The 18,210-nt window shown below is 73.8% G+C and carries 13 protein-coding genes; 9 read left to right on the top strand and 4 right to left on the bottom strand.

Going from position 1 to position 18,210, the window contains the following annotated elements:
• Nucleotides 1-85 precede the first annotated feature (85 nt).
• Complete coding sequence (mycP, locus tag O7615_RS10840) at nucleotides 86-1,408, bottom strand: type VII secretion-associated serine protease mycosin (protein ID WP_278177300.1); 1,323 nt, start codon at nucleotides 1,406-1,408, stop codon at nucleotides 86-88.
• Nucleotides 1,409-1,481: 73 nt separating this feature from the next.
• Nucleotides 1,482-5,423, bottom strand: coding sequence for a type VII secretion protein EccCa (gene eccCa, locus O7615_RS10835; protein WP_278177298.1), 3,942 nt, complete (start codon nucleotides 5,421-5,423; stop codon nucleotides 1,482-1,484).
• Nucleotides 5,424-5,528: 105 nt separating this feature from the next.
• Here eccCa and eccD point away from each other — a divergent pair, with 105 nt between their 5' ends.
• Nucleotides 5,529-6,929 carry a type VII secretion integral membrane protein EccD gene (eccD, locus tag O7615_RS10830; RefSeq protein ID WP_278177297.1) on the top strand — a complete coding sequence of 467 codons (1,401 nt, stop codon included), beginning with the start codon at nucleotides 5,529-5,531 and terminating at the stop codon, nucleotides 6,927-6,929.
• A gap of 29 nt (nucleotides 6,930-6,958) precedes the next feature.
• Here eccD and O7615_RS10825 read toward each other — a convergent pair whose 3' ends face one another.
• On the bottom strand, nucleotides 6,959-7,465 hold the full coding sequence (locus O7615_RS10825; RefSeq protein ID WP_278177295.1) for an inorganic diphosphatase: 507 nt from the start codon (nucleotides 7,463-7,465) through the stop codon (nucleotides 6,959-6,961).
• 539 nt (nucleotides 7,466-8,004) lie between these two features.
• On the opposite strand from O7615_RS10825, the gene dacB reads away from it, so the two are divergent.
• The 4 genes from dacB (at nucleotide 8,005) to O7615_RS10805 (ending at nucleotide 13,230) form a co-directional block, all read left to right on the top strand.
• A complete protein-coding gene (dacB, locus tag O7615_RS10820) occupies nucleotides 8,005-9,417 on the top strand; it encodes a D-alanyl-D-alanine carboxypeptidase/D-alanyl-D-alanine-endopeptidase (protein ID WP_278182061.1) in 1,413 nt (470 codons plus the stop codon).
• Between the two features lie 91 nt (nucleotides 9,418-9,508).
• Nucleotides 9,509-10,576, top strand: a complete 1,068-nt coding sequence (locus tag O7615_RS10815; RefSeq protein WP_278177293.1) for a zinc-dependent metalloprotease — start codon at nucleotides 9,509-9,511, stop codon at nucleotides 10,574-10,576.
• A gap of 3 nt (nucleotides 10,577-10,579) precedes the next feature.
• Nucleotides 10,580-11,596, top strand: a complete 1,017-nt coding sequence (tilS, locus tag O7615_RS10810) for a tRNA lysidine(34) synthetase TilS (RefSeq protein WP_278177292.1) — start codon at nucleotides 10,580-10,582, stop codon at nucleotides 11,594-11,596.
• Nucleotides 11,593-13,230, top strand: coding sequence for a gamma-glutamyltransferase family protein (locus tag O7615_RS10805; protein WP_278177291.1), 1,638 nt, complete (start codon nucleotides 11,593-11,595; stop codon nucleotides 13,228-13,230). Before tilS ends, O7615_RS10805 begins: the two co-directional genes overlap by 4 nt.
• A 16-nt stretch (nucleotides 13,231-13,246) precedes the next feature.
• Here the strand turns inward: O7615_RS10805 and O7615_RS10800 are convergent, their stop codons facing one another.
• Nucleotides 13,247-14,209, bottom strand: a complete 963-nt coding sequence (locus O7615_RS10800) for a helix-turn-helix domain-containing protein (RefSeq protein ID WP_278177290.1) — start codon at nucleotides 14,207-14,209, stop codon at nucleotides 13,247-13,249.
• 38 nt (nucleotides 14,210-14,247) lie between these two features.
• Here O7615_RS10800 and O7615_RS10795 point away from each other — a divergent pair, with 38 nt between their 5' ends.
• The 4 genes from O7615_RS10795 to folE all read left to right on the top strand — a co-directional run bounded on the left by O7615_RS10795 (nucleotide 14,248) and on the right by folE (nucleotide 18,203).
• Nucleotides 14,248-14,499: a hypothetical protein gene (locus O7615_RS10795; RefSeq protein ID WP_278177288.1), complete on the top strand. Its 252-nt coding sequence runs from the start codon at nucleotides 14,248-14,250 to the stop codon at nucleotides 14,497-14,499.
• A 100-nt stretch (nucleotides 14,500-14,599) separates the two neighbouring features.
• Entirely contained in the window at nucleotides 14,600-15,175 is a 576-nt protein-coding gene (gene hpt, locus O7615_RS10790) for a hypoxanthine phosphoribosyltransferase (protein ID WP_013736289.1), read from the top strand.
• A 311-nt stretch (nucleotides 15,176-15,486) separates the two neighbouring features.
• Nucleotides 15,487-17,502, top strand: coding sequence for an ATP-dependent zinc metalloprotease FtsH (ftsH, locus tag O7615_RS10785; RefSeq protein WP_278177286.1), 2,016 nt, complete (start codon nucleotides 15,487-15,489; stop codon nucleotides 17,500-17,502).
• Between the two features lie 38 nt (nucleotides 17,503-17,540).
• Entirely contained in the window at nucleotides 17,541-18,203 is a 663-nt protein-coding gene (folE, locus tag O7615_RS10780) for a GTP cyclohydrolase I FolE (RefSeq protein ID WP_278182060.1), read from the top strand.
• Nucleotides 18,204-18,210 lie beyond the last annotated feature (7 nt).

Raw genomic sequence — 18,210 nt, 5'->3', positions numbered from 1 at the left:
CCGCGCCGACCGATTCCCACGACGACCGTTCTACCCGCGTCGACGGGTCGGGTACCCGGGTTCGGGCGGATTCGTGCCGCGACGGTCAGCGGGGCGCCTGCCGGAACCGGCGCACCATGAGCGCGGCGCCGGTGAGCAGGGCGAGGAGAATGGCCGACCCGATCCAGAGCCGCTCCGCGCCGGCGTCGTCCTGCGCCCCGGCGGCGCGGGCCCGCCACTGGGTCTCCTGCCGCGCCCCGGTCAGGCCGAGCTGTTCGGCGTCGGGGTCGCCCGTCGTCACCGAGCCGGGTGCCGCGCCGAACCCGGTCACCCCCGGCGGGTCGTTGTCGTCCAGCGGGTTCTGGTGCACCAGCGGCACCTCCGCGGTCAGCGCCGCGACCGGGTCCACCAGGCCGTAACCGAACCGCTCGTCCCGCCCGGTGGGGCCGATGTCCTTGGCGGTGACGAGCAGCCGGTTCACCACGTCGCCGGCGGACATCTGCGGGTAACGGGCCCGCACCAGGGCGGCGGTGGCGGCGACCAGTGGCGCCGCGAAGCTGGTGCCCTGCACCCGCCAGTACCCGCCGGGCGGGCGAGCGCCGACGAGCCCGCTGGCCGGGGCGGTGAGGATGGTGGCCCGGCCGGTGATCGCACCGCTCCACAGGTTGTCGCTGTTGCGTTCCAGGCCGGAGACCGCGATCACGCCCGGTTCCCGGGCCGGATACCACACCTTCGCCTCGGGCGAGGTGGCAAGGTTGCCGGTGCAGGCGATCACCACCACGTCCCTCGCGAAGGCGTAGTCGATCGCCGCGGCCAGCGCCGGGCTGTCGCCGTTGCCGCCGAGCGACAGGTTGATCACCTTGGCGCCGTTGTCGACCGCCCACCGGACGCCCTTGGCCACGATCAGCGCGTCGTCGTAACGGTTCTCCGCGTCGAGGACCCGTACGGGCAGGATCCGGGCGTCCGGCGCCAGCCCCACCACGCCCTGGCGATCGTCGTTGCGCCCGGCGATCAGACCGGCCACCGTCGTGCCGTGCCCGACCGGATCCGGCTCGGCGGCACCGTCCGTGGCGACCAGGTCGAGCCCGGGCAGCACCTGGCCGGCCAGGTCGGGGTGGGAACCGTCCACCCCGGAATCGATCACCGCGACGACCACGCCCCGCCCGGTCGACGTGCGCCACGCGATCTGCGCACCCAACTTGTCGAGCTGCCACTGCTCGTCGCGGACCTGGTCAGCGCGTCCCGCCGGGTCCGGTGCGTAGGCCACCGGCACGCCGAGGGTGGGGACCGTGAGCGGCACGGCCGCGGCGGGAACCACCGCGACGGCGGCGGACAGGACGGTGGCGGCCGTCGCGAGCAGCGCCCGGTGAGCCAACCGTCCGGCCCCTGGCAGGCCGCTGTGCCGCACCCTGGTCACATCCTCAGCCATTCGTCGCGGGACACATGACGATCGGAGATTACCGGTTCCGCCGCGTCTCTAGGGACGTTCCGTGGACTCGGCATCACTGTGGCGGCAGGTGAGCCAGTTGGACCAGGCGTACGCCTTCGCGTCGGGTGAACAACCGGCCGCGCCCGGGCGGCAGCGGCCCGGGCCGGACCGGGCCGACCAGCGCGCCCTCCTCCGGGCTCCCCGACATCACCAGGCCCGAGGTGGACAGTTCGCGTAGCCGCTGCACCACCGGCTCGTACTGGGCGCGGGCCGCGCCACCGGAGCGTCGGACCAGCACCAGGTGCAGCCCGACATCGCGGGCGTGCGGCAGGTGCTCCTCCAGCGCCCGCAGCGGGTTCGCCGGCCCGCTCGCGACCAGGTCGTAGTCGTCGACCAGCACGAACAGTTCCGGACCGGACCACCACGACCGGTCGCGCAACTGCGCCGGGCCGACCTCGGGGCCGGGCGTCCGACCCTGCAGGTAGCCGGCGGCCGACTCGACCAGTTCGGCGGTGTGCGCGGCGGCGGTGCCGTACCCGATCAGGTGTGGCGTGGAGATCGCACCGAGCAGGCTCCGCCGGTAGTCCACCAGGATCACCCGGGCCTGCTCCGGGGTGAACCGGGTGACGATCGTGGCGGCCAGGGCGCGCAGGAACGACGACTTGCCGCACTCCGCGTCGCCGTAGACCACGAAGTGCGGCTCCGTGGTGAAGTCGAGGACCACCGGGTGCAGGTCGGCCTCGGCGATCCCGACCGGGATGCTCAGGCCGGTGGTGGCGTCGAGGTCGAGGTCGGCGTACGGCAGCACGGCCGGGAGCAGCCGCACCCGGGGTGCGACCGGCCCGGCCCAGCCCTCGCTGACCTGCTTCACCAGCCCGGCGGTGTCCGTGCCGGTCGCCTGCGGTAGCGCGGTGAGGAAGTGCAGGCCCTCCGGGGTGACGCCCCGCCCCGGCGCCCGTTCCGGCACGTGGTGCGCGGCGCGCCGGGCGACGAGCGAGTCGGACGGGTCACCGAGCCGCAGCTCGAGCCGGGAACCGAAGAGGTCCCGGATGGCCGGCCGGAAGTCCAGCCAGCGCACCGCCGTGGCCACCACGTGCAGTCCGTAGGAGAGCCCCCGGGTGGCCAGGTCGGTGATCAGCGGCTCCAGGTCGTCGTACTCGCCGCGCAGGGTCGACCACCCGTCGACAACGAGAAACACGTCGCCGAAGGGGTCGGTGCGGGGTTCACCGGTCGTGTCCTGGTGGCGGCGTCGCTGCCGCCAGGCGGCCATCGACTCCACGCCGAGTTCGGCGAAGGTGCGTTCCCGGTCGGCGAGCACGGTCGACATCTCGCCCACGGTGCGCCGTACGCCGGTCGGGTCGGCCCGCCCGGTGACCCCGCCGACGTGCGGCAGGTCGCGCACCGCGGCCAGCCCGCCGCCACCGAAGTCGAGGCAGTAGACCTGCACCTCGGCCGGGGTGTGGGTGAGTGCCAGCGCGCAGATCAGCGTACGGAGTGCGGTGGACTTGCCGCTCTGCGTACCGCCGACCACCGCGACGTGGCCGGCCGCGCCGTCCAGCGTCAGCCAGAGCAGGTCGCGCCGCTGCTCGTACGGTTTGTCGACCACGGCCACCGGCACCTGCAAGGCGCCGTGCAACTCGGGATTGCCGAAGGTCAGCCCTCGGCCGTCGTCGACCGTCAGCGGGCCGCCGAGTTCGTCCATGACCGGGGCGTCGGCCAGCGGCGGCAGCCACACCTGGTGCGCCGGCACCCCCTGCCCGGCCAGCCGGTCGACCAGCAGACCCAGCAGGGTCTCCCGGGGCTTCTCGTCCTGGACGGTCGGCGGGGTGGGCGGCTGCGGCGCGGGGGTGAAGTGGGTGGAGAAGGAGAGCAGGCGGGGACCGGCCGGTCCGGATGCACCGGCCGCCGGGCCGCGCGGCTGCACCGCCCCGGAGACGTACGCGGCCTTGAACCGCAGCAGCGGCTCGGTGCCGTACCGAAGGAAGCCGTGCCCCGGCGAGCGGGGCAGTTCGTGCGCGTCCGGTGCCCCGAGCACCGTGCGGGACTCCAGCGCGGAGAAGGTGCGCAGACCGATCCGGTACGACAGGTGGGTGTCGAGCCCGCGCAGCCGCCCCTCCTCCAGGCGCTGGCTCGCCAGCAGCAGGTGCACGCCGAGCGACCGGCCCAGCCGGCCGATCTGGACGAACAGGTCGATGAAGTCGGGCTTGGCCGACAGCAGTTCGGAGAACTCGTCGCAGATCAGCAGCAGCGACGGCAGCGGGGCCAGCGGACCGCCGGCCGCCCGCGCGCGCTCGTAGTCGCGCAGGCTGGCGTAGTTGCCGGCCCGGCGCAGCAGTTCCTGCCGGCGGACCAGCTCGCCGTTGATTGCGTCGACCATTCGGTCGACCAGCGGCAACGCGTCCGCCAGATTGGTGATCACGGCGGCGGTGTGCGGCAGCCGGTCGAACGAGGCGAACGTGGCCCCGCCCTTGAAGTCCACCAGCACGAAGTTGAGCTGCTCCGAGGAGTGGGTGGTGGCCAGCCCGAGCACCAGCGTACGGAGCAGTTCGGACTTGCCGGAGCCGGTGGCACCGATCAGCAGCCCGTGCGGACCCATGCCGTCCTGCGCCGACTCCTTCAGGTCCAACTCCACGGCGCCACCGTCCACGCCGACGCCGATCGGCACCCGCAGCCGTTCCCGCGCCGATCTCGGCAGCCAACCCTGCTCCGCGGTGAAACCCTCTGGATCGCCGATGCCGAGCAACTCCGGCAGGCCCGGCTCGGCGCCGGGTGACGCGTCGGCACCCCGGGCGGCGGCCAGGCGCAGCGGCGCGAGTCGGCGGGCCACCGCCTCGGCCTCGGTGATCTCCAGCGTGTCGGCCGCGCCGACCTCGGCCGGCCCGTCCGCCGAGTGCGAGTGCAGCCGACCGCCCCGCAGCTCCAGCAGTAACGCGAACCGGTCGAGCAGGCGCGGCGGCGCGGTGTCCAGGTCGATCAGGGTGACCGCGTCGATGCCACCGTCCCCGGCCAGCTCGGTGGCGCCGGTGAGGTCGCCCCCGTCGAGCACGACCACCAGGTGCGGCCCGTCGGTCGCCGGCCCGGCCGGGCTGAACCGGGAGCGGCTGGCCAGCGCCTCGCCGAGCAGCCGCTCCAGCTCCACCGCGGAACTGGTGACCAGCCGCACCGGGCCGAGGGCGTCGTGGCGGGTCGGATGCTGGGCGTGCGGCAGCCACTTGACCCACTCCCAGACGCCGCGTCGCTCCGGGCCGGCGCAGACCGCGACGAGCAGTTCGTCCGGAGCGTGGAAGACCGCGAGCTGGGTGAGCATCGCCCGGGCCAGCGCCTGCGCGGCCGGTGATCCGGTCGGGCCGACCGGTGTGGCCCGGACGAAGATCCGGGCGAAGCTGCGCAGCGACACGGCCACCGGCAGGTCGGGCACCACGGAGTACGCGTCCAGGAAGCGGCGCAGGGCGCCGGCGGTCATCGGCTCCAGCTCCTCCAACGGACGGGTGACCGGCGGGATCAGCGGGGTGGCGAGGGTCTGCGGCCCGACGGCGACCCGGACCACCGCGAAGTCCGGATCGGTGGGGCGTCGCTCCCAGACCCGGTGGCTCTGCACCGTCGACCAGAGCACCGACGGGTCCGGGTGCCGGTAGCAGAGGCCGGCGCGCTGCCGCGCCGCGGTCTGGCGGACCTGGCGGCGCAGGGTCGTGAGGTGCCGCAGGTACTCCCGGCGGGCCGCCATCATCTCGGACTTCTTCGGGGTGCCCGCGGCGCTGCCCCAGGAGGTCATCAGCATCGCCAGCGAGGAGAGGCCGAACATGCCGCCGACCACGTACGCGTAGGCGCCGCCACCCCGGCCGAACATCATCGCCATCGCGACCGTGCCACCGAGCATCGGCAGCACCATCAGCATCTGCTGCCAGCGGGCGCCGGTGCCGGCCGGAATCTCCGGGGGCGCCTGCACCGGCAGGTCACCGACCGGAATCTCGGGCGCGGGGCGCCGCTCCGGACGCCGGATCACGACACTGGACACTCGACCTGCTCTCCTGACAACGCACGGTGACGCGAGCCTGGCTCATGGTAGGTAAAGTCTTTCCGTCCGCACAGCAGCCGCCCCGCTTGGGATGGAGATCGGCCGATGACAGTCGGGCTGGCCCGGGTCACCGTCAACGCACCCCGACGGCGGGTCGACGTTGCGCTGCCGGAGCAGGTTCCCCTCGCCGAGCTGCTGCCCGAGGTGCTGCGCCACGCCGGCGAGGGGCTCGCCGACGACGGCGAACGGCACGGCGGTTGGCGGCTCCGCCGCGCCGACGGCAGCGTGCTGACCGGCGGGCAGGCGCTGCTCGCCCAGGGCGTACGCGACGGCGAGGTGCTGCACCTGGTGCCGGCCCGCGCCGAGTGGCCCGAGCTTGAGTACGACGACGTGGTGGAGGCCATCGCCGACGGTGCTCGCCGGCAGGGCGCGGCGTGGTCACCCCGGGCCACCCGGTGCGCCGCGCTCGCCGGCGCCGGCTTCCCGCTCGCGGTCGGCCTGCTCGCCCTGGTCCTCGGCGGACCGGGCGACCCCGCCGGCTGGCTGGCCGCGACCCTGGTGGCGGTGCTGCTCCTGCTGGCCGGCACCGCGCTCTCCCGGGCCCAGGGCGACGGACCGGCCGGCGCCACCCTCGGCGGCTGCGCGCTGCCGTACGCCGCAGTGGCCGGTGCCCTCGCCGTCGCCTCGGGCGATCCGGTCGGGCTGTTCGGCCCGCTGCGCTGGATCGGTGCGGCGGAGCTGCTCGCCGGTTCGGTGGCGTTGCTGCTGGTGTCGGTGCTCGGGCTGCTCGGGGTGGCCACCCGGCGGCCCGTCTTCGTGGCCGGCGTGGTGGTGGGCGCGGCCGGCGGGCCGGCCGCCCTCGTCGGACTGCTGCTCGGTCCGGCCGGTGCGGCCGCCGTGCTGCTCTGCGTGCTGGCCTTCGCGATCGGAGCGGTCCCGCTGCTGGCCATCCGGCTGGGCCGGGTACCGCTGCCGCCCATCACCCTGCCCACCGGTGCCCCGGACGATCCGGACCGGGCGCGTGACCTGCCGGACCGGGGCCGGGTGTACGCGGCGGTGGCCCGCAGCGGGGAGATGCTGACCGGGATGTTGATCGGGCACGCCGTGCTGGCCGTGGGCGCCGCGTTGGTCGTCGTTGCCACCGGTGGCACCGCCGGTCGGCTGCTCGTCGCGGTGACCTCGGCGGTGCTGCTGTTACGCGCCCGGCTCTTCGTGGCGGTGCGGCACCGGGTGCCGCCGGTGCTCGCCGGGCTGGCCGGGTTCGCGGTCCTCGGCGGGGTGCTCGCCAATGCCACCGGGCAGCCGGGTCGGCTCGCCCTGGTGGCCGGTGGGCTGCTGATCGCCCTGCTGGTGGTGGCCGCCGGCACGACCTACGCCCGCCGGCCGGTCTCCCCGTATGTCGGCCGGCTCGCCGACCTCACCGACACCGCCCTGGTGGTCTCGGTGGTGCCGGTGACCTGCGCCGTGCTCGGCCTCTACGAGCAGGCCCGGGAACTGCTCGGTTAGCTCGATCCCCGGGCCCGGACGGACGTGTGTCAGTGCGTGGGCTCGCCGCGTTCCTCGGCCTCCCTGGCCCGGCGGTACGACGCATGGATCTCGGCCTCGGCCTCGGTGCGCCCCACCCAGGTCGCACCCTCGACCGACTTGCCCGGCTCCAGGTCCTTGTAGACCTCGAAGAAGTGCTGGATCTCCAGCCGGTCGAACTCGCCGAGGTGGTGGATGTCGCGCAGGTGCTCCTGCCGCGGGTCCTCGTACGGCACGCAGAGGACCTTGTCGTCGCCGCCCTTCTCGTCGGTCATCCGGAACATGCCGATGGTGCGGCACCGGATCAGGCAACCCGGGAAGGTCGGCTCGGGCACCAGCACCAGGGCGTCCAGCGGATCGCCGTCCGCACCCAGGGTGCCCTCGATGAAGCCGTAGTCGGCCGGGTACTGCGTGGAGGTGAAGAGCGTGCGGTCCAGCCGGATCCGGCCGGTGACGTGGTCCACCTCGTACTTGTTGCGGTGACCCTTGGGGATCTCAACCGTGACGTCGAAATCCATCTGCACGCTCCCTCGTTGGCCCACGCTGGCTTGACGGAACCGGCGGCCGGGCCGGGTGAATGCTCACCCGCCGACTCCGGCAGCCGCATAGTCTTCGGACCGAAGTAGTGTCACCCAGGCCGGTTCCCGGTCGGGAGGAGGGGGTCGTGGGGAGGGAAGATTCACACTACCGTCCGGGCGGTGCCGCCGAAGGTGGTAACGGCCAACCGTCGGCGAAGCCGGCGGCCGGGCGGGTACCGGTGCCGGACGCGCAGGTACTCCGGGCGCAACCCCCGACACCGCCCATCTCGCCGGCACCCCCGGCTCCCGTGAACCCGGCCCCCGTGAGGCCGGCATCCACCGAGTCCTTCCCGGCGACGCCGACCAGGGGCGCCGCCTCGGGCCGCGCCGTCGTGCCGGGCGCCGCCGCCCCGACTAGCCCGGCGCCCGCTGCTGCGGGCTCCGCCCCGGTTCCGGCGGGCTCCGCCCCGGTTGCAGCCGGGTCGGCCCCCGCTCCGGCGGGTCCGGCCGCCACGCCGTCCCCGCGCCGGCGGTGGCCGCTGGTGCTCGCCGTCGGGCTGGTGCTCGTACTGGTCGCGGTGGGGCTGGTCGTGGTCCGACCCGGGCCGGTGGGCCGGTGGCTGGGCGACGCTCCCACCGCACCGGCGGCCAGCGAGCCGGCGGAGTCCACGCCGGTCGCGGTGCTGGCGGCCGCCGACATCGGCGCGCCGCTGCCCAGCGTCGAAGGGCTCCGAGCCGTGCTCGAACCGCTGGTCGGCGACGCCGCCCTGGGCGGCCGGGTCAACGTGGCGGTGGCCGACGCGCTGACCGGGGAGCCGCTCTTCGACCGTGGCGGCGGCGAGGGGACCGTGCCGGCGTCGGTGACCAAGCTGTTGACCGCCGTGACGGTGTTGACCGCCCGCGGCCCCGGCCACCGGATACCGACCCGGGCGGTGGCCGGCGCGCAGCCGGGTGAGGTGGTGATCGTCGGCGGCGGGGATCCGACGCTGGCGGCCGGCGCCAAGGGCTTCTATCCGGGGGCCGCGAGCCTCGCCGACCTCGCCGACCAGGTGCGTACGGCGCTGGGCGGAGCCACCCCCACCAGGATCGTCGTCGACTCCTCGCGCTACTCCGGCCCGGTGTACGGACCCGGCTGGGACGACGACATCCCCACCGGCGGCTACGGCGGGGCGATCACCGCGCTGATGCTCGACGGTGCGCGCAAGGACCCGAAGGCCGGCCAGGGTTGGGCCGAGCGGGTTCCCCAGCCGGACCTGGCCGCCGGCCGAGCCTTCGCCCAACTGCTCGGTGTGCCGGCCGACGCCGTGCGGAAGGGCACCGCCCCGCCGGCGGCGACCGAGGCGACCGGTGGGCCGGCCGGCGACACCGCGCCCGGGGCCGAACTGGGCGTGGTGCATTCGCCGCCGCTGATCCGCCTGGTCGACATCATGATCAGCGAGAGTGACAACATCGTGGCCGAGGCGCTGGCCCGCCAGGTCGCGCTGGCCCGCGACCAGCCCGCCTCGTTCGCCGGTGCCGCCACGGCGATGGCCGAGGTGGTGTCCGAGCTGGCTCTGCCGGTGAGCGGGCTGTCCCTCGCCGACGGCAGCGGGCTGTCCCGGAAGAATCTGATCAGCCCTGCGCTGCTGACCGAACTCCTGGCGCTCGCGGCCAGCCCGGAGCGGCCCGAACTCGCCGCAATCTTCGGCGGACTGCCCGTCGGGGGCTGGTCCGGCACGCTGCGCGACCGCTACGGCGCCGCACCCGGCACGGCCGCCGGTGCCGGCGTGGTCCGCGCCAAGACCGGCACGTTGACCCGGGTGCATGCCATCGCGGGGGTGGTGACCACGGCCGAGGGGCGGCTGCTCACCTTCGCCGTGCTCACCGACGAGGTGCCGCCGGCCGGGATGGAGCCGGCCCGGGCGGCCCTGGACCGGATCGCCGCCGCCCTGGCCACCTGCGGCTGCCGCTGAACCGCTGGGCGGATCGCGGCGGGTCCGGCCGGCGGGCCGGCGCTGCGTCGCCCGGCCGGGTGGAGTTTGCGGCGCGGGTACGGTGGGTGGCATGGCGCAGTTCGTGGACTGGGATCTGGCCACCGCTACCGCGGGGGCTCTGGGTAAGTCGGGCCCCCGGGTGACGTACGACGAGGCCACCGAGGTGGTCTCCGGGCTGCGCCGGTTGACCGACGAGGCGGCCGGGCACGTCGCCGACTACACCGGGTTGACCTCGCAGGTCGCTCACCCGCCGGTGCGGGTGGTCGACCGGCGCGACTGGGCCGCGACCAACGTCGCCGGACTGCGTGAGGTGATCACCCCGCTGGTCGGCCGGCTCTCGCAGGACAAGCAGCCCGGCGCGTTCACCGAGGCCGTCGGGTCCCGGGTGACGGGAGTGCAGGCGGGCACCGTGCTGGCCTACCTGTCCGGCCGGGTGCTCGGGCAGTACGAGGTCTTCTCCGCCGACCCGGGGCAACTGCTGCTGGTCGCGCCGAACATCGTCGAGGTGGAGCGCAAGCTGGGCGCCGATCCGCGTGACTTCCGGCTCTGGGTCTGCCTACACGAGGTGACCCATCGGACGCAGTTCACCGCGGTGCCGTGGATGCGGGCGTACTTCCTCGGTGAGGTGCAGGCCTTCGTCGACGCCGCGCAGGGTGGCGAGCACCTGCTGGAGCGGCTGCGCCGCGGCGTGAGTACCCTCGCCGACGCGGTCCGCGACCCGCAGAGCCGGGCCAGCGTGCTGGACATCGTCCAGACGCCGGGGCAGCGGGCCGTGCTGGACCGGCTGACCGCGCTGATGACCCTGCTGGAGGGGCACGCCGAGTTCGTGATGGACGGCGTCGGCCCGCAGGTGATCCCGAGCGTCGAACGGATCCGGGCCGGCTTCAACCGGCGCCGCGAGGCCGGGAACCCGGTGGAGAAGGCGATCCGGCGGCTGATCGGCATCGACGTGAAGATGCGGCAGTACGCGGAGGGCCGCAGGTTCGTGCACGCGGTGGTGGACCGGGTGGGCATGGCGGGCTTCAACCGGGTCTTCGAGTCGCCGCTGACCCTGCCCCGGCTGGCCGAGCTGAGCGAGCCGGACGCCTGGGTGGCGCGGGTGCACGGGCCGGTCGGCCCGGTGCCGACCGCCGGCTGAGCGGTGGCCCCGCTCGCCCCGTCGGTCGCCGCGATCCGGGTCGCGGTCCGCCGCGCGCTGGCCGACCTGCCGGCGTACGGTCCGGTGCTGGTCGCCTGCTCCGGTGGGGCCGACTCGCTCGCCCTGGCGGCGGCCACCGCGTTCGTGGCGCCCCGGACGGGACGTACCGCCGGGCTGGTCACCGTCGACCACGGGTTACAGGACGGGTCGGCGCGGCGGGCGGCGGCGGTGGCGCGCTGGGCGGAGGGGGCCGGACTGGCGCCGGTCGAGGTGGTCCGGGTCGAGGTCACCGGCCGGCCGGGCGGCCCGGAGGCGGCCGCCCGCGAGGCCCGCTACCAGGCGCTGACCGAGGTCGCCGGGCGGCACGACGCGGCGGCGCTGCTCACCGGGCACACCCGGGACGACCAGGCGGAGACGGTGCTGCTCGCACTGGCCCGGGGCGCCGGCCCGCGCGGGCTCGCCGGGATGCCGGCGCGTCGGGATCTGGCCGGCATCCCTCTCGTACGACCGCTGTTGGAGATCGGGCGGGACGAGACCCGTGCCGCGTGCGCGGTGCTCGGGCTGACGCCGTGGGAGGACCCGCACAACAGTGACCCCGCGTACGCCCGCTCCCGGATCCGGGCCGACGTGTTGCCGCTCCTGGTCCGGACGCTCGGGCCCGGGGTGCTGGACAACCTCGCCCGTACCGCCACGCTGGTGGCGGCGGACAACGCGGTCCTGGACGAGCTTGCCGGTGCGGCCCTGATCGGGGCGCGGCATCCCGACGGTGGACTGGCCGTCAAGGCGCTGGCCGACCTGGCCCCCGCGCTGCGCGGCCGGGTGCTGCGTGCCTGGGCCCACGAGTTGGGCGCACCGCCGGCCGCCCTGTCGCACCGGCACGTCGCCGCGCTGGACACGCTGGTCACGGCGTGGCGCGGGCAGCGGGTGACGTACCTGCCGGGCGGGCTGCGGGTGCGCCGGCACGCCGACCGGCTGCTGCCGGAGGCGCCGCCGGTGCCGGACGGCAAGATCGACGAATGACCTTCCCCCGGCGACCGCTCTTCGCCCCGCGGGCCGCGGTGGCCACCAGCCAGCCGCTGGCCATGGCCGCGGGTCTGGCCGTGCTGCGGCGGGGCGGCAACGCCGTCGACGCCGCGCTGGCCACCGCCATCACCCTCACCGTCGTGCAGCCGCCGTCGAACGACATTGGTGGCGACCTCTTCGCCATCGTCTGGGACGGCAAGCGGCTGCACGGCCTGAACGCCTCCGGCCGGTCGCCCGCCGGGCTGACCCGCGAACGGGTGCTCGCCGCGACCGGCGGGCGGGGCGCCGGACCCGCCGACGCGCTGGGTGGCACGCAGGCGGCCGGCCCGGCGATGCCGGCCCGGGGCTGGCTGCCGGTGACCGTGCCGGGCGTGCCGGCGGGCTGGCGTGACCTGCACGACCGGTTCGGCTCGCTGCCCTTCGCCGACCTCTTCGCCGACGCCATCGGGTACGCCGAGCACGGGCATCCCGTCTCCACCGCCACGGCGGCGGCCTGGTCCCGGGCGGTCGCCGGGCACGCCGGGCTGAGCGGCCCCGAGTACGCGGGGTTCGGGCGGGTCTTCGCGCCCGGCGGGCGGGCTCCCCGGGCGGGCGAACGGTGGCGGAACCCGGACGCGGCGCGGACCCTGCGGCTGATCGCGCAGAGCCGGGCGGAGGAGTTCTACCGGGGGCGGATCTCCGCCGCCCTGGCCGACCACGCCGCCCGCACCGGCGGCCTGCTCACCGCCGACGACCTGGCGGCACACGCCGGCACCTGGGTCGATCCGGTGTCGGTGCGCTACCGGAACCACGAGGTCTGGGAGCTGCCGCCGAACGGGCAGGGCCTGGCCGCCCTGCTCGCCCTGGGCATCCTCGACGGGTTCACGCCGGCGGCGGGGTCGCGGTGGCTGCACCGGCAGATCGAGGCGGTCAAGCTCGGCTTCGCCGACGCCCACGCCCACGTCGCGGACCCCGACCGGACGCCGGTACCGGTGGCGGAGTTACTCGCGCCCGGGTACCTCGCGCAGCGCCGGGAGGCCGTCACGGACGCCGCCGCCGACCCGGTGGCCGGCACACCGGAGCGCGGCGGGACGGTATACCTCTGCACGGCCGACGAGGGCGGCATGATGGTCAGCCTGATCCAGTCCACCTACCTGGCCTTCGGCTCGCACGTGGTGCCACCCGGGTACGGCTTCGTGCTGCAGAACCGCGGTCTCGGCTTCCGGCTGGACGCGGGCCACCCGAACGTGGTCGGTCCGGCGAAGCGGCCGTACCACACCATCATCCCCGGCTTCCTGACCCGGCAGGGAGCGCCGGTGGGACCGTTCGGGGTGATGGGCGGCCACATGCAGCCCCAGGGCCACGTGCAGCTGATCTCGGCGACCGTGGACGCGGGGCTCGACCCGCAGGCGGCGCTGGACGCGCCGCGCTGGTACTGGCACGCGGGCCGCTCGCTGCTCGTCGAGGAGCAGCTGATCGCGGGACCCGGCGGGGCGGCGATCGTCGCCGACCTGCGCGCCCGGGGTCACCAGGTCCTCGTCGCACCCGAGCCCACCGTCTTCGGGTACGGCCAGGCGATCTGGCGCCGTGCCGGGAGCGGCTACGTCGTCGGCTCCGAGTCCCGGGTCGACGGGGGCGCCGGGGGCTTCTGACGGCCGTCCTGGCCGGTCAGCCGGTGGGGACGCGGTCGCGGAACGTGGTGCGGTACGCGTGCGGGGTGGCGCCGACCCGGCGGGTGAAGTGGTGCCGCAGGGCGGCGGCGTCGCCGAAGCCGGCCCGGTCGGCCACCGCCTCCACCGAGAGGCCGGTGTCCTCCAGCAGCCGGCGGGCCAGCAGGATCCGCTGGTTGGTCAGCCAGTCGTGCGGAGTGGTGCCGGTCTCGGCGCGGAACCGGCGGGCGAACGTACGCGGGGCCATCCCGGCCCGCGCGGCCAGCTCGTCGACGGTGGTCTGCCGGTCCAGGCGTCCCATCAACCACTCCAGCACCGGCTCCAGGGTGGGCGCCTCCGGCGCCTTGGGGATCGGCGCCTCGATGTACTGGGCCTGCCCGCCGTCGCGGTGCGGTGGCACCACCATCCGTCGGGCGAGCCGGGTGGCGGTCGCCGAGCCGTGTTCCTGGCGTACCAAATGCAGGCAGGCGTCGATGCCGGCGGCGGTGCCCGCGCTGGTGAGCAGGCGCCCGTCCTGCACGTAGAGCGAGTTGCAGCGGACCCGGGCGCCGGGGTGCCGACGCTGCAACTCGTCGACGTGCCGCCAGTGGGTGGTGCACTCCCGCCCGTCGAGCAGCCCCGCCTCGCCCAGCAGGTACGCGCCGGCACACACGCTGAACAGGTACGCCCCCCGCTCGGCGGCCCGGCGTAGCGCCTCGTGCACCTGGGCTGGCGCGGTGGTGGCGGGATCGTGCGCCGGGACCGCGACCAGGTCGGCCTCCTCGATCGGGCCCAGGTCGGCGGTCGGCACCAGGTGGAAGCCGGCGGAGGTGCGCACCGGGGCGCCCTGCGGGCCGCACACGTCGAAGCGGTAGCCGGGCAGGCCGTCGGCGGTGCGGTCGGTGCCGAACACCTCGGCGAGCACGCCCAGCTCGAACGGCGCCACCCCGTCCAGGGCGAGAACCGCGACTGAATGGAGCATGTGACGAGGGTAACCGCAGAGGTGGCGGAAAATCGAGGATGGATGGCATTCCTGCCACTGTCCGGCGGGAGGCGGGCTCCGCAGACTGGCAGGTGTCCGGTGCGCACCGGCGGCGACACGTCACCAGCAGACGCCAGAAAGCGAGCGCCGCCATGGGATTCCTGTTCTTCCTGCTCTTCTTCCTGCTCCTCGCCCTCCTGTCCGCCGTCGGGCTGACCGCCGACAGCCGTGACTCCGCGGACTGGAAGCCGTCCGATGGGGGTCGCCGACGGCGATCTCACCCATGCTGAGGTGATTGGCCTCTTTCGTCGAGAAAATCTGGGGTCGGGGTGGCCCGAAAAGGGGCGGCCCCGCCGACGGTGGAGGCAGGGCGTACGGCAGGCTATGGGCATGGCTGACGGCTCCTGGTACGACGCCGACATCGACCACGTGATCATTTCCGAGGCGCAGATCCGCGAGAAGACCGCGGAACTGGCCAAGCAGGTCTCCGCGGACTACGCACATGTCACGGACGGGCTGCTGCTCGTCTGCGTACTCAAGGGGGCGGTCATGTTCATGGCCGACTTCGCCCGCGCGCTCGGCCGGCAGGGCCCCCCCGCCGAGCTGGACTTCATGGCCATCTCGTCGTACGGGCAGGGCACCACCTCCTCCGGCGTGGTGCGCATCCTCAAGGATCTCGATCGGGACATCGCCGGCCGGCACGTCGTCGTCGTGGAGGACATCGTCGACTCCGGGCTGACGCTCTCCTGGCTGCTGCGTTATCTGGAGTCGCGGTCGGCGGCGAGCGTCGAGGTGGTCGCGTTGTTCCGCAAGCCGGACGCGGTCAAGGTGACGGTGCCGGTCAAGTACGTCGGCTTCGACATCCCGACTGAGTTCGTCGTCGGATACGGCCTCGACTTCGGCGAGCGCTACCGCGAGCTGCCGTACGTCGGAGTGCTCAAGCCGGAGGTCTACGCCCGCTCCTGACCACACCGGCGCGCCCGACCGACGTTCAGCCGACTTTCAGCTGATCGGACTACCGTGGATCCCGGTGGTGCGGAGGTCCGCTCCGGGCCACGCCGGCTGACACCCGGTTCGCCGTACGCGTAAGTGCTGGGCTCGCCAGCTCACATCCGTCCCGCACGGTGTACCGTCGAATGACCGTGGCGCGGCAACCCGCGCCCCGGGGTCGAGGCCGGCCCGCACGGCGGCTCCGGCAGCCGCCCCGGCGGCGACACCCACAGTCGGTCAGGACGTCGATCAGGAGGATGCGGGCGTCTCGGCGCTCGACATACAGCATGGAACGTACGCGTTTCTTCCGCCGACCGGTGTTCTGGGTCATCCTGGTCATCCTCGGCGCCGTCGTGCTCAGTCAGTTGTTCACCGGTGGACCCAGCTACCACCGGGTGGACACGTCCGTCGCGCTTGACCAGCTCAACAAGGGCGGCATCGAGGAGGTCGTCTTCCAGGACAAGGAACAGACGATCCAGCTCAACCTCGCCGAGGAGACCGAGTTCGGCGAGACCACCACCAAGCTGATCGAGGCCCAGTTCCCCTACGAGGTCGGCAACGAGGTCTGGAACCAGATCCTCGACGCCAAGGCCAACAACCGGGTCACCGGGCCGGCCGACACCGAGGTGTCGTCCGACAGCATCTGGGTCAGCCTGCTGGTCAACCTGCTTCCCATCGTGCTGCTCGTGCTCCTGCTGCTGTTCTTCATGTCGCAGATGCAGGGCGGCGGCTCCCGGGTGCTCAACTTCGGCAAGTCCAAGGCGAAGATGATCACCAAGGACACGCCGAAGACGACGTTCGCGGACGTCGCCGGGTCCGAGGAGGCCGTCGAGGAACTGCACGAGATCAAGGACTTCCTGCAGAACCCGGCGAAGTACCAGGCGCTCGGTGCCAAGATCCCGAAGGGCGTTCTCCTCTTCGGCCCACCCGGCACCGGTAAGACGCTGCTCGCCCGGGCCGTGGCCGGCGAGGCCGGGGTGCCCTTCTACTCGATCTCCGGTTCCGACTTCGTGGAGATGTTCGTCGGCGTCGGCGCCAGCCGGGTGCGTGACCTGTTCGAGCAGGCCAAGGCGAACGCACCGGCGATCGTCTTCGTCGACGAGATCGACGCGGTCGGCCGGCACCGTGGCGCCGGCATGGGTGGCGGCCACGACGAACGCGAGCAGACCCTCAACCAGCTGCTCGTCGAGATGGACGGCTTCGACGTCAAGGGCGGCGTCATCCTGATCGCCGCCACGAACCGGCCGGACATCCTCGACCCGGCGCTGCTGCGCCCGGGCCGGTTCGACCGGCAGATCCCGGTCGACGCCCCCGACATGGAGGGCCGTAAGGCCATCCTCCGGGTGCACGCCAAGGGCAAGCCGTTCACGCCCGATGTCGATCTCGACTCGGTGGCGAAGCGGACGCCGGGCTTCAGCGGTGCCGACCTGGCCAACGTGATCAACGAGGCGGCACTGCTGACCGCCCGCAAGGACCAGCGGGCGATCTCCAACGACTCGCTCGAGGAATCGATCGACCGCGTGATCGCCGGCCCGCAGCGGCGTACCCGGGTGATGAGCGACCAGGAAAAGAAGATCACCGCGTATCACGAGGGTGGGCACGCGCTGGTCGCCTGGGCGCTGCCGCACGCCGCGCCGGTGCACAAGGTGACGATCCTGTCCCGTGGCCGCTCCCTCGGCCACACCCTGGTGCTGCCCACGGAAGACAAGTACACCCAGACCCGCGCCGAGATGGTCGACACCCTGGCGTACGCGCTGGGTGGCCGGGCGGCCGAGGAGCTGGTCTTCCACGAGCCCACCACCGGCGCCGGCAACGACATCGAGAAGGCCACCCAGCTGGCCCGCGCGATGATCACGCAGTACGGGATGAGCTCCAAGCTCGGCGCGATCAAGTACGGCACCAGCGGCGACGAACCGTTCCTCGGCCGCAACATGGGCCACGAGCGGGACTACTCCGACGTGGTCGCCGCCGAGATCGACGGCGAGATGCGGGCGCTGATCGAACTGGCCCACGACGAGGCCTGGGAGATCCTGGTCGAGTACCGGGACGTCCTGGACAACATCGTGCTCGAGCTGATGGAGAAGGAAACCCTCTCCACCTCGGACATGGCCCGGATCTGCGCCCGGGTGGTCAAGCGGCCGCCGATGGCCCCGTACAACGGCTTCGGCAAGCGGCAGCCCTCCACCGAGCCGCCCGTGCTCACGCCGGCGGAGAAGGAGTCGCTCAAGGTCCAGGCCGAGGCCGACGGCGCGCAGGCGACGGTCGGTGGTGGCAGCTCGAACAACTCGGACGGCCCGCACTGAGCACCGACGACACGGCGGCCAGCTTCCCACCGCGGGAACTGGCCGCCTCCGCCACCGAGCCCGACACCGATGGCCTCGACTACATCGCCGCCCGACTGGTCAACGGCCGGCTCACCGGTCGCCCGGTCGAGGACGCCATGGACCTCGGCCGGATCGAGAAGGCCGTCCGCGAGATCCTGATCGCGGTCGGGGAGGATCCGGAGCGCGACGGCCTCCAGCAGACCCCGGCCCGGGTGGCCCGGGCGTACGCGGAACTCTTCGCCGGCCTGCGCGTCGACCCGGCCACGGTGCTCACCACCACCTTCGAGGCCAACCACGAGGAACTGGTGCTGGTCCGGGACATCGACGTGATGAGCCTCTGCGAACACCACCTCCTGCCGTTCAGGGGGAGTGCCCACATCGGCTACATCCCCGGACCGGACGGGCGGATCACGGGTCTGTCCAAGCTGGCCCGGCTCGTCGAGGTCTTCGCCCGCCGCCCGCAGGTGCAGGAGCGGCTCACCTCCCAGATCGCCGACCTGCTGATGGAACGACTGGACCCGCGCGGCGTGGTCGTCGTCCTCGAATGCGAACACATGTGCATGGCGATGCGGGGGATTCAGAAGGCCGGTGCCAAGACCATCACCTCGGCGGTGCGCGGCACCCTGCAGCGGGACGCCAAGTCGCGGGCCGAGGCGATGGCCCTGATCATCCCCCGCTGACCGGCCG

The organism is Micromonospora sp. WMMD1082 (assembly GCF_029626175.1).
Taxonomy (GTDB): Bacteria; Actinomycetota; Actinomycetes; order Mycobacteriales; family Micromonosporaceae; genus Micromonospora.
The sequence above is the reverse complement of the archived record's forward strand: the minus strand, read 5'-3'. Positions and strand labels throughout refer to the sequence as shown.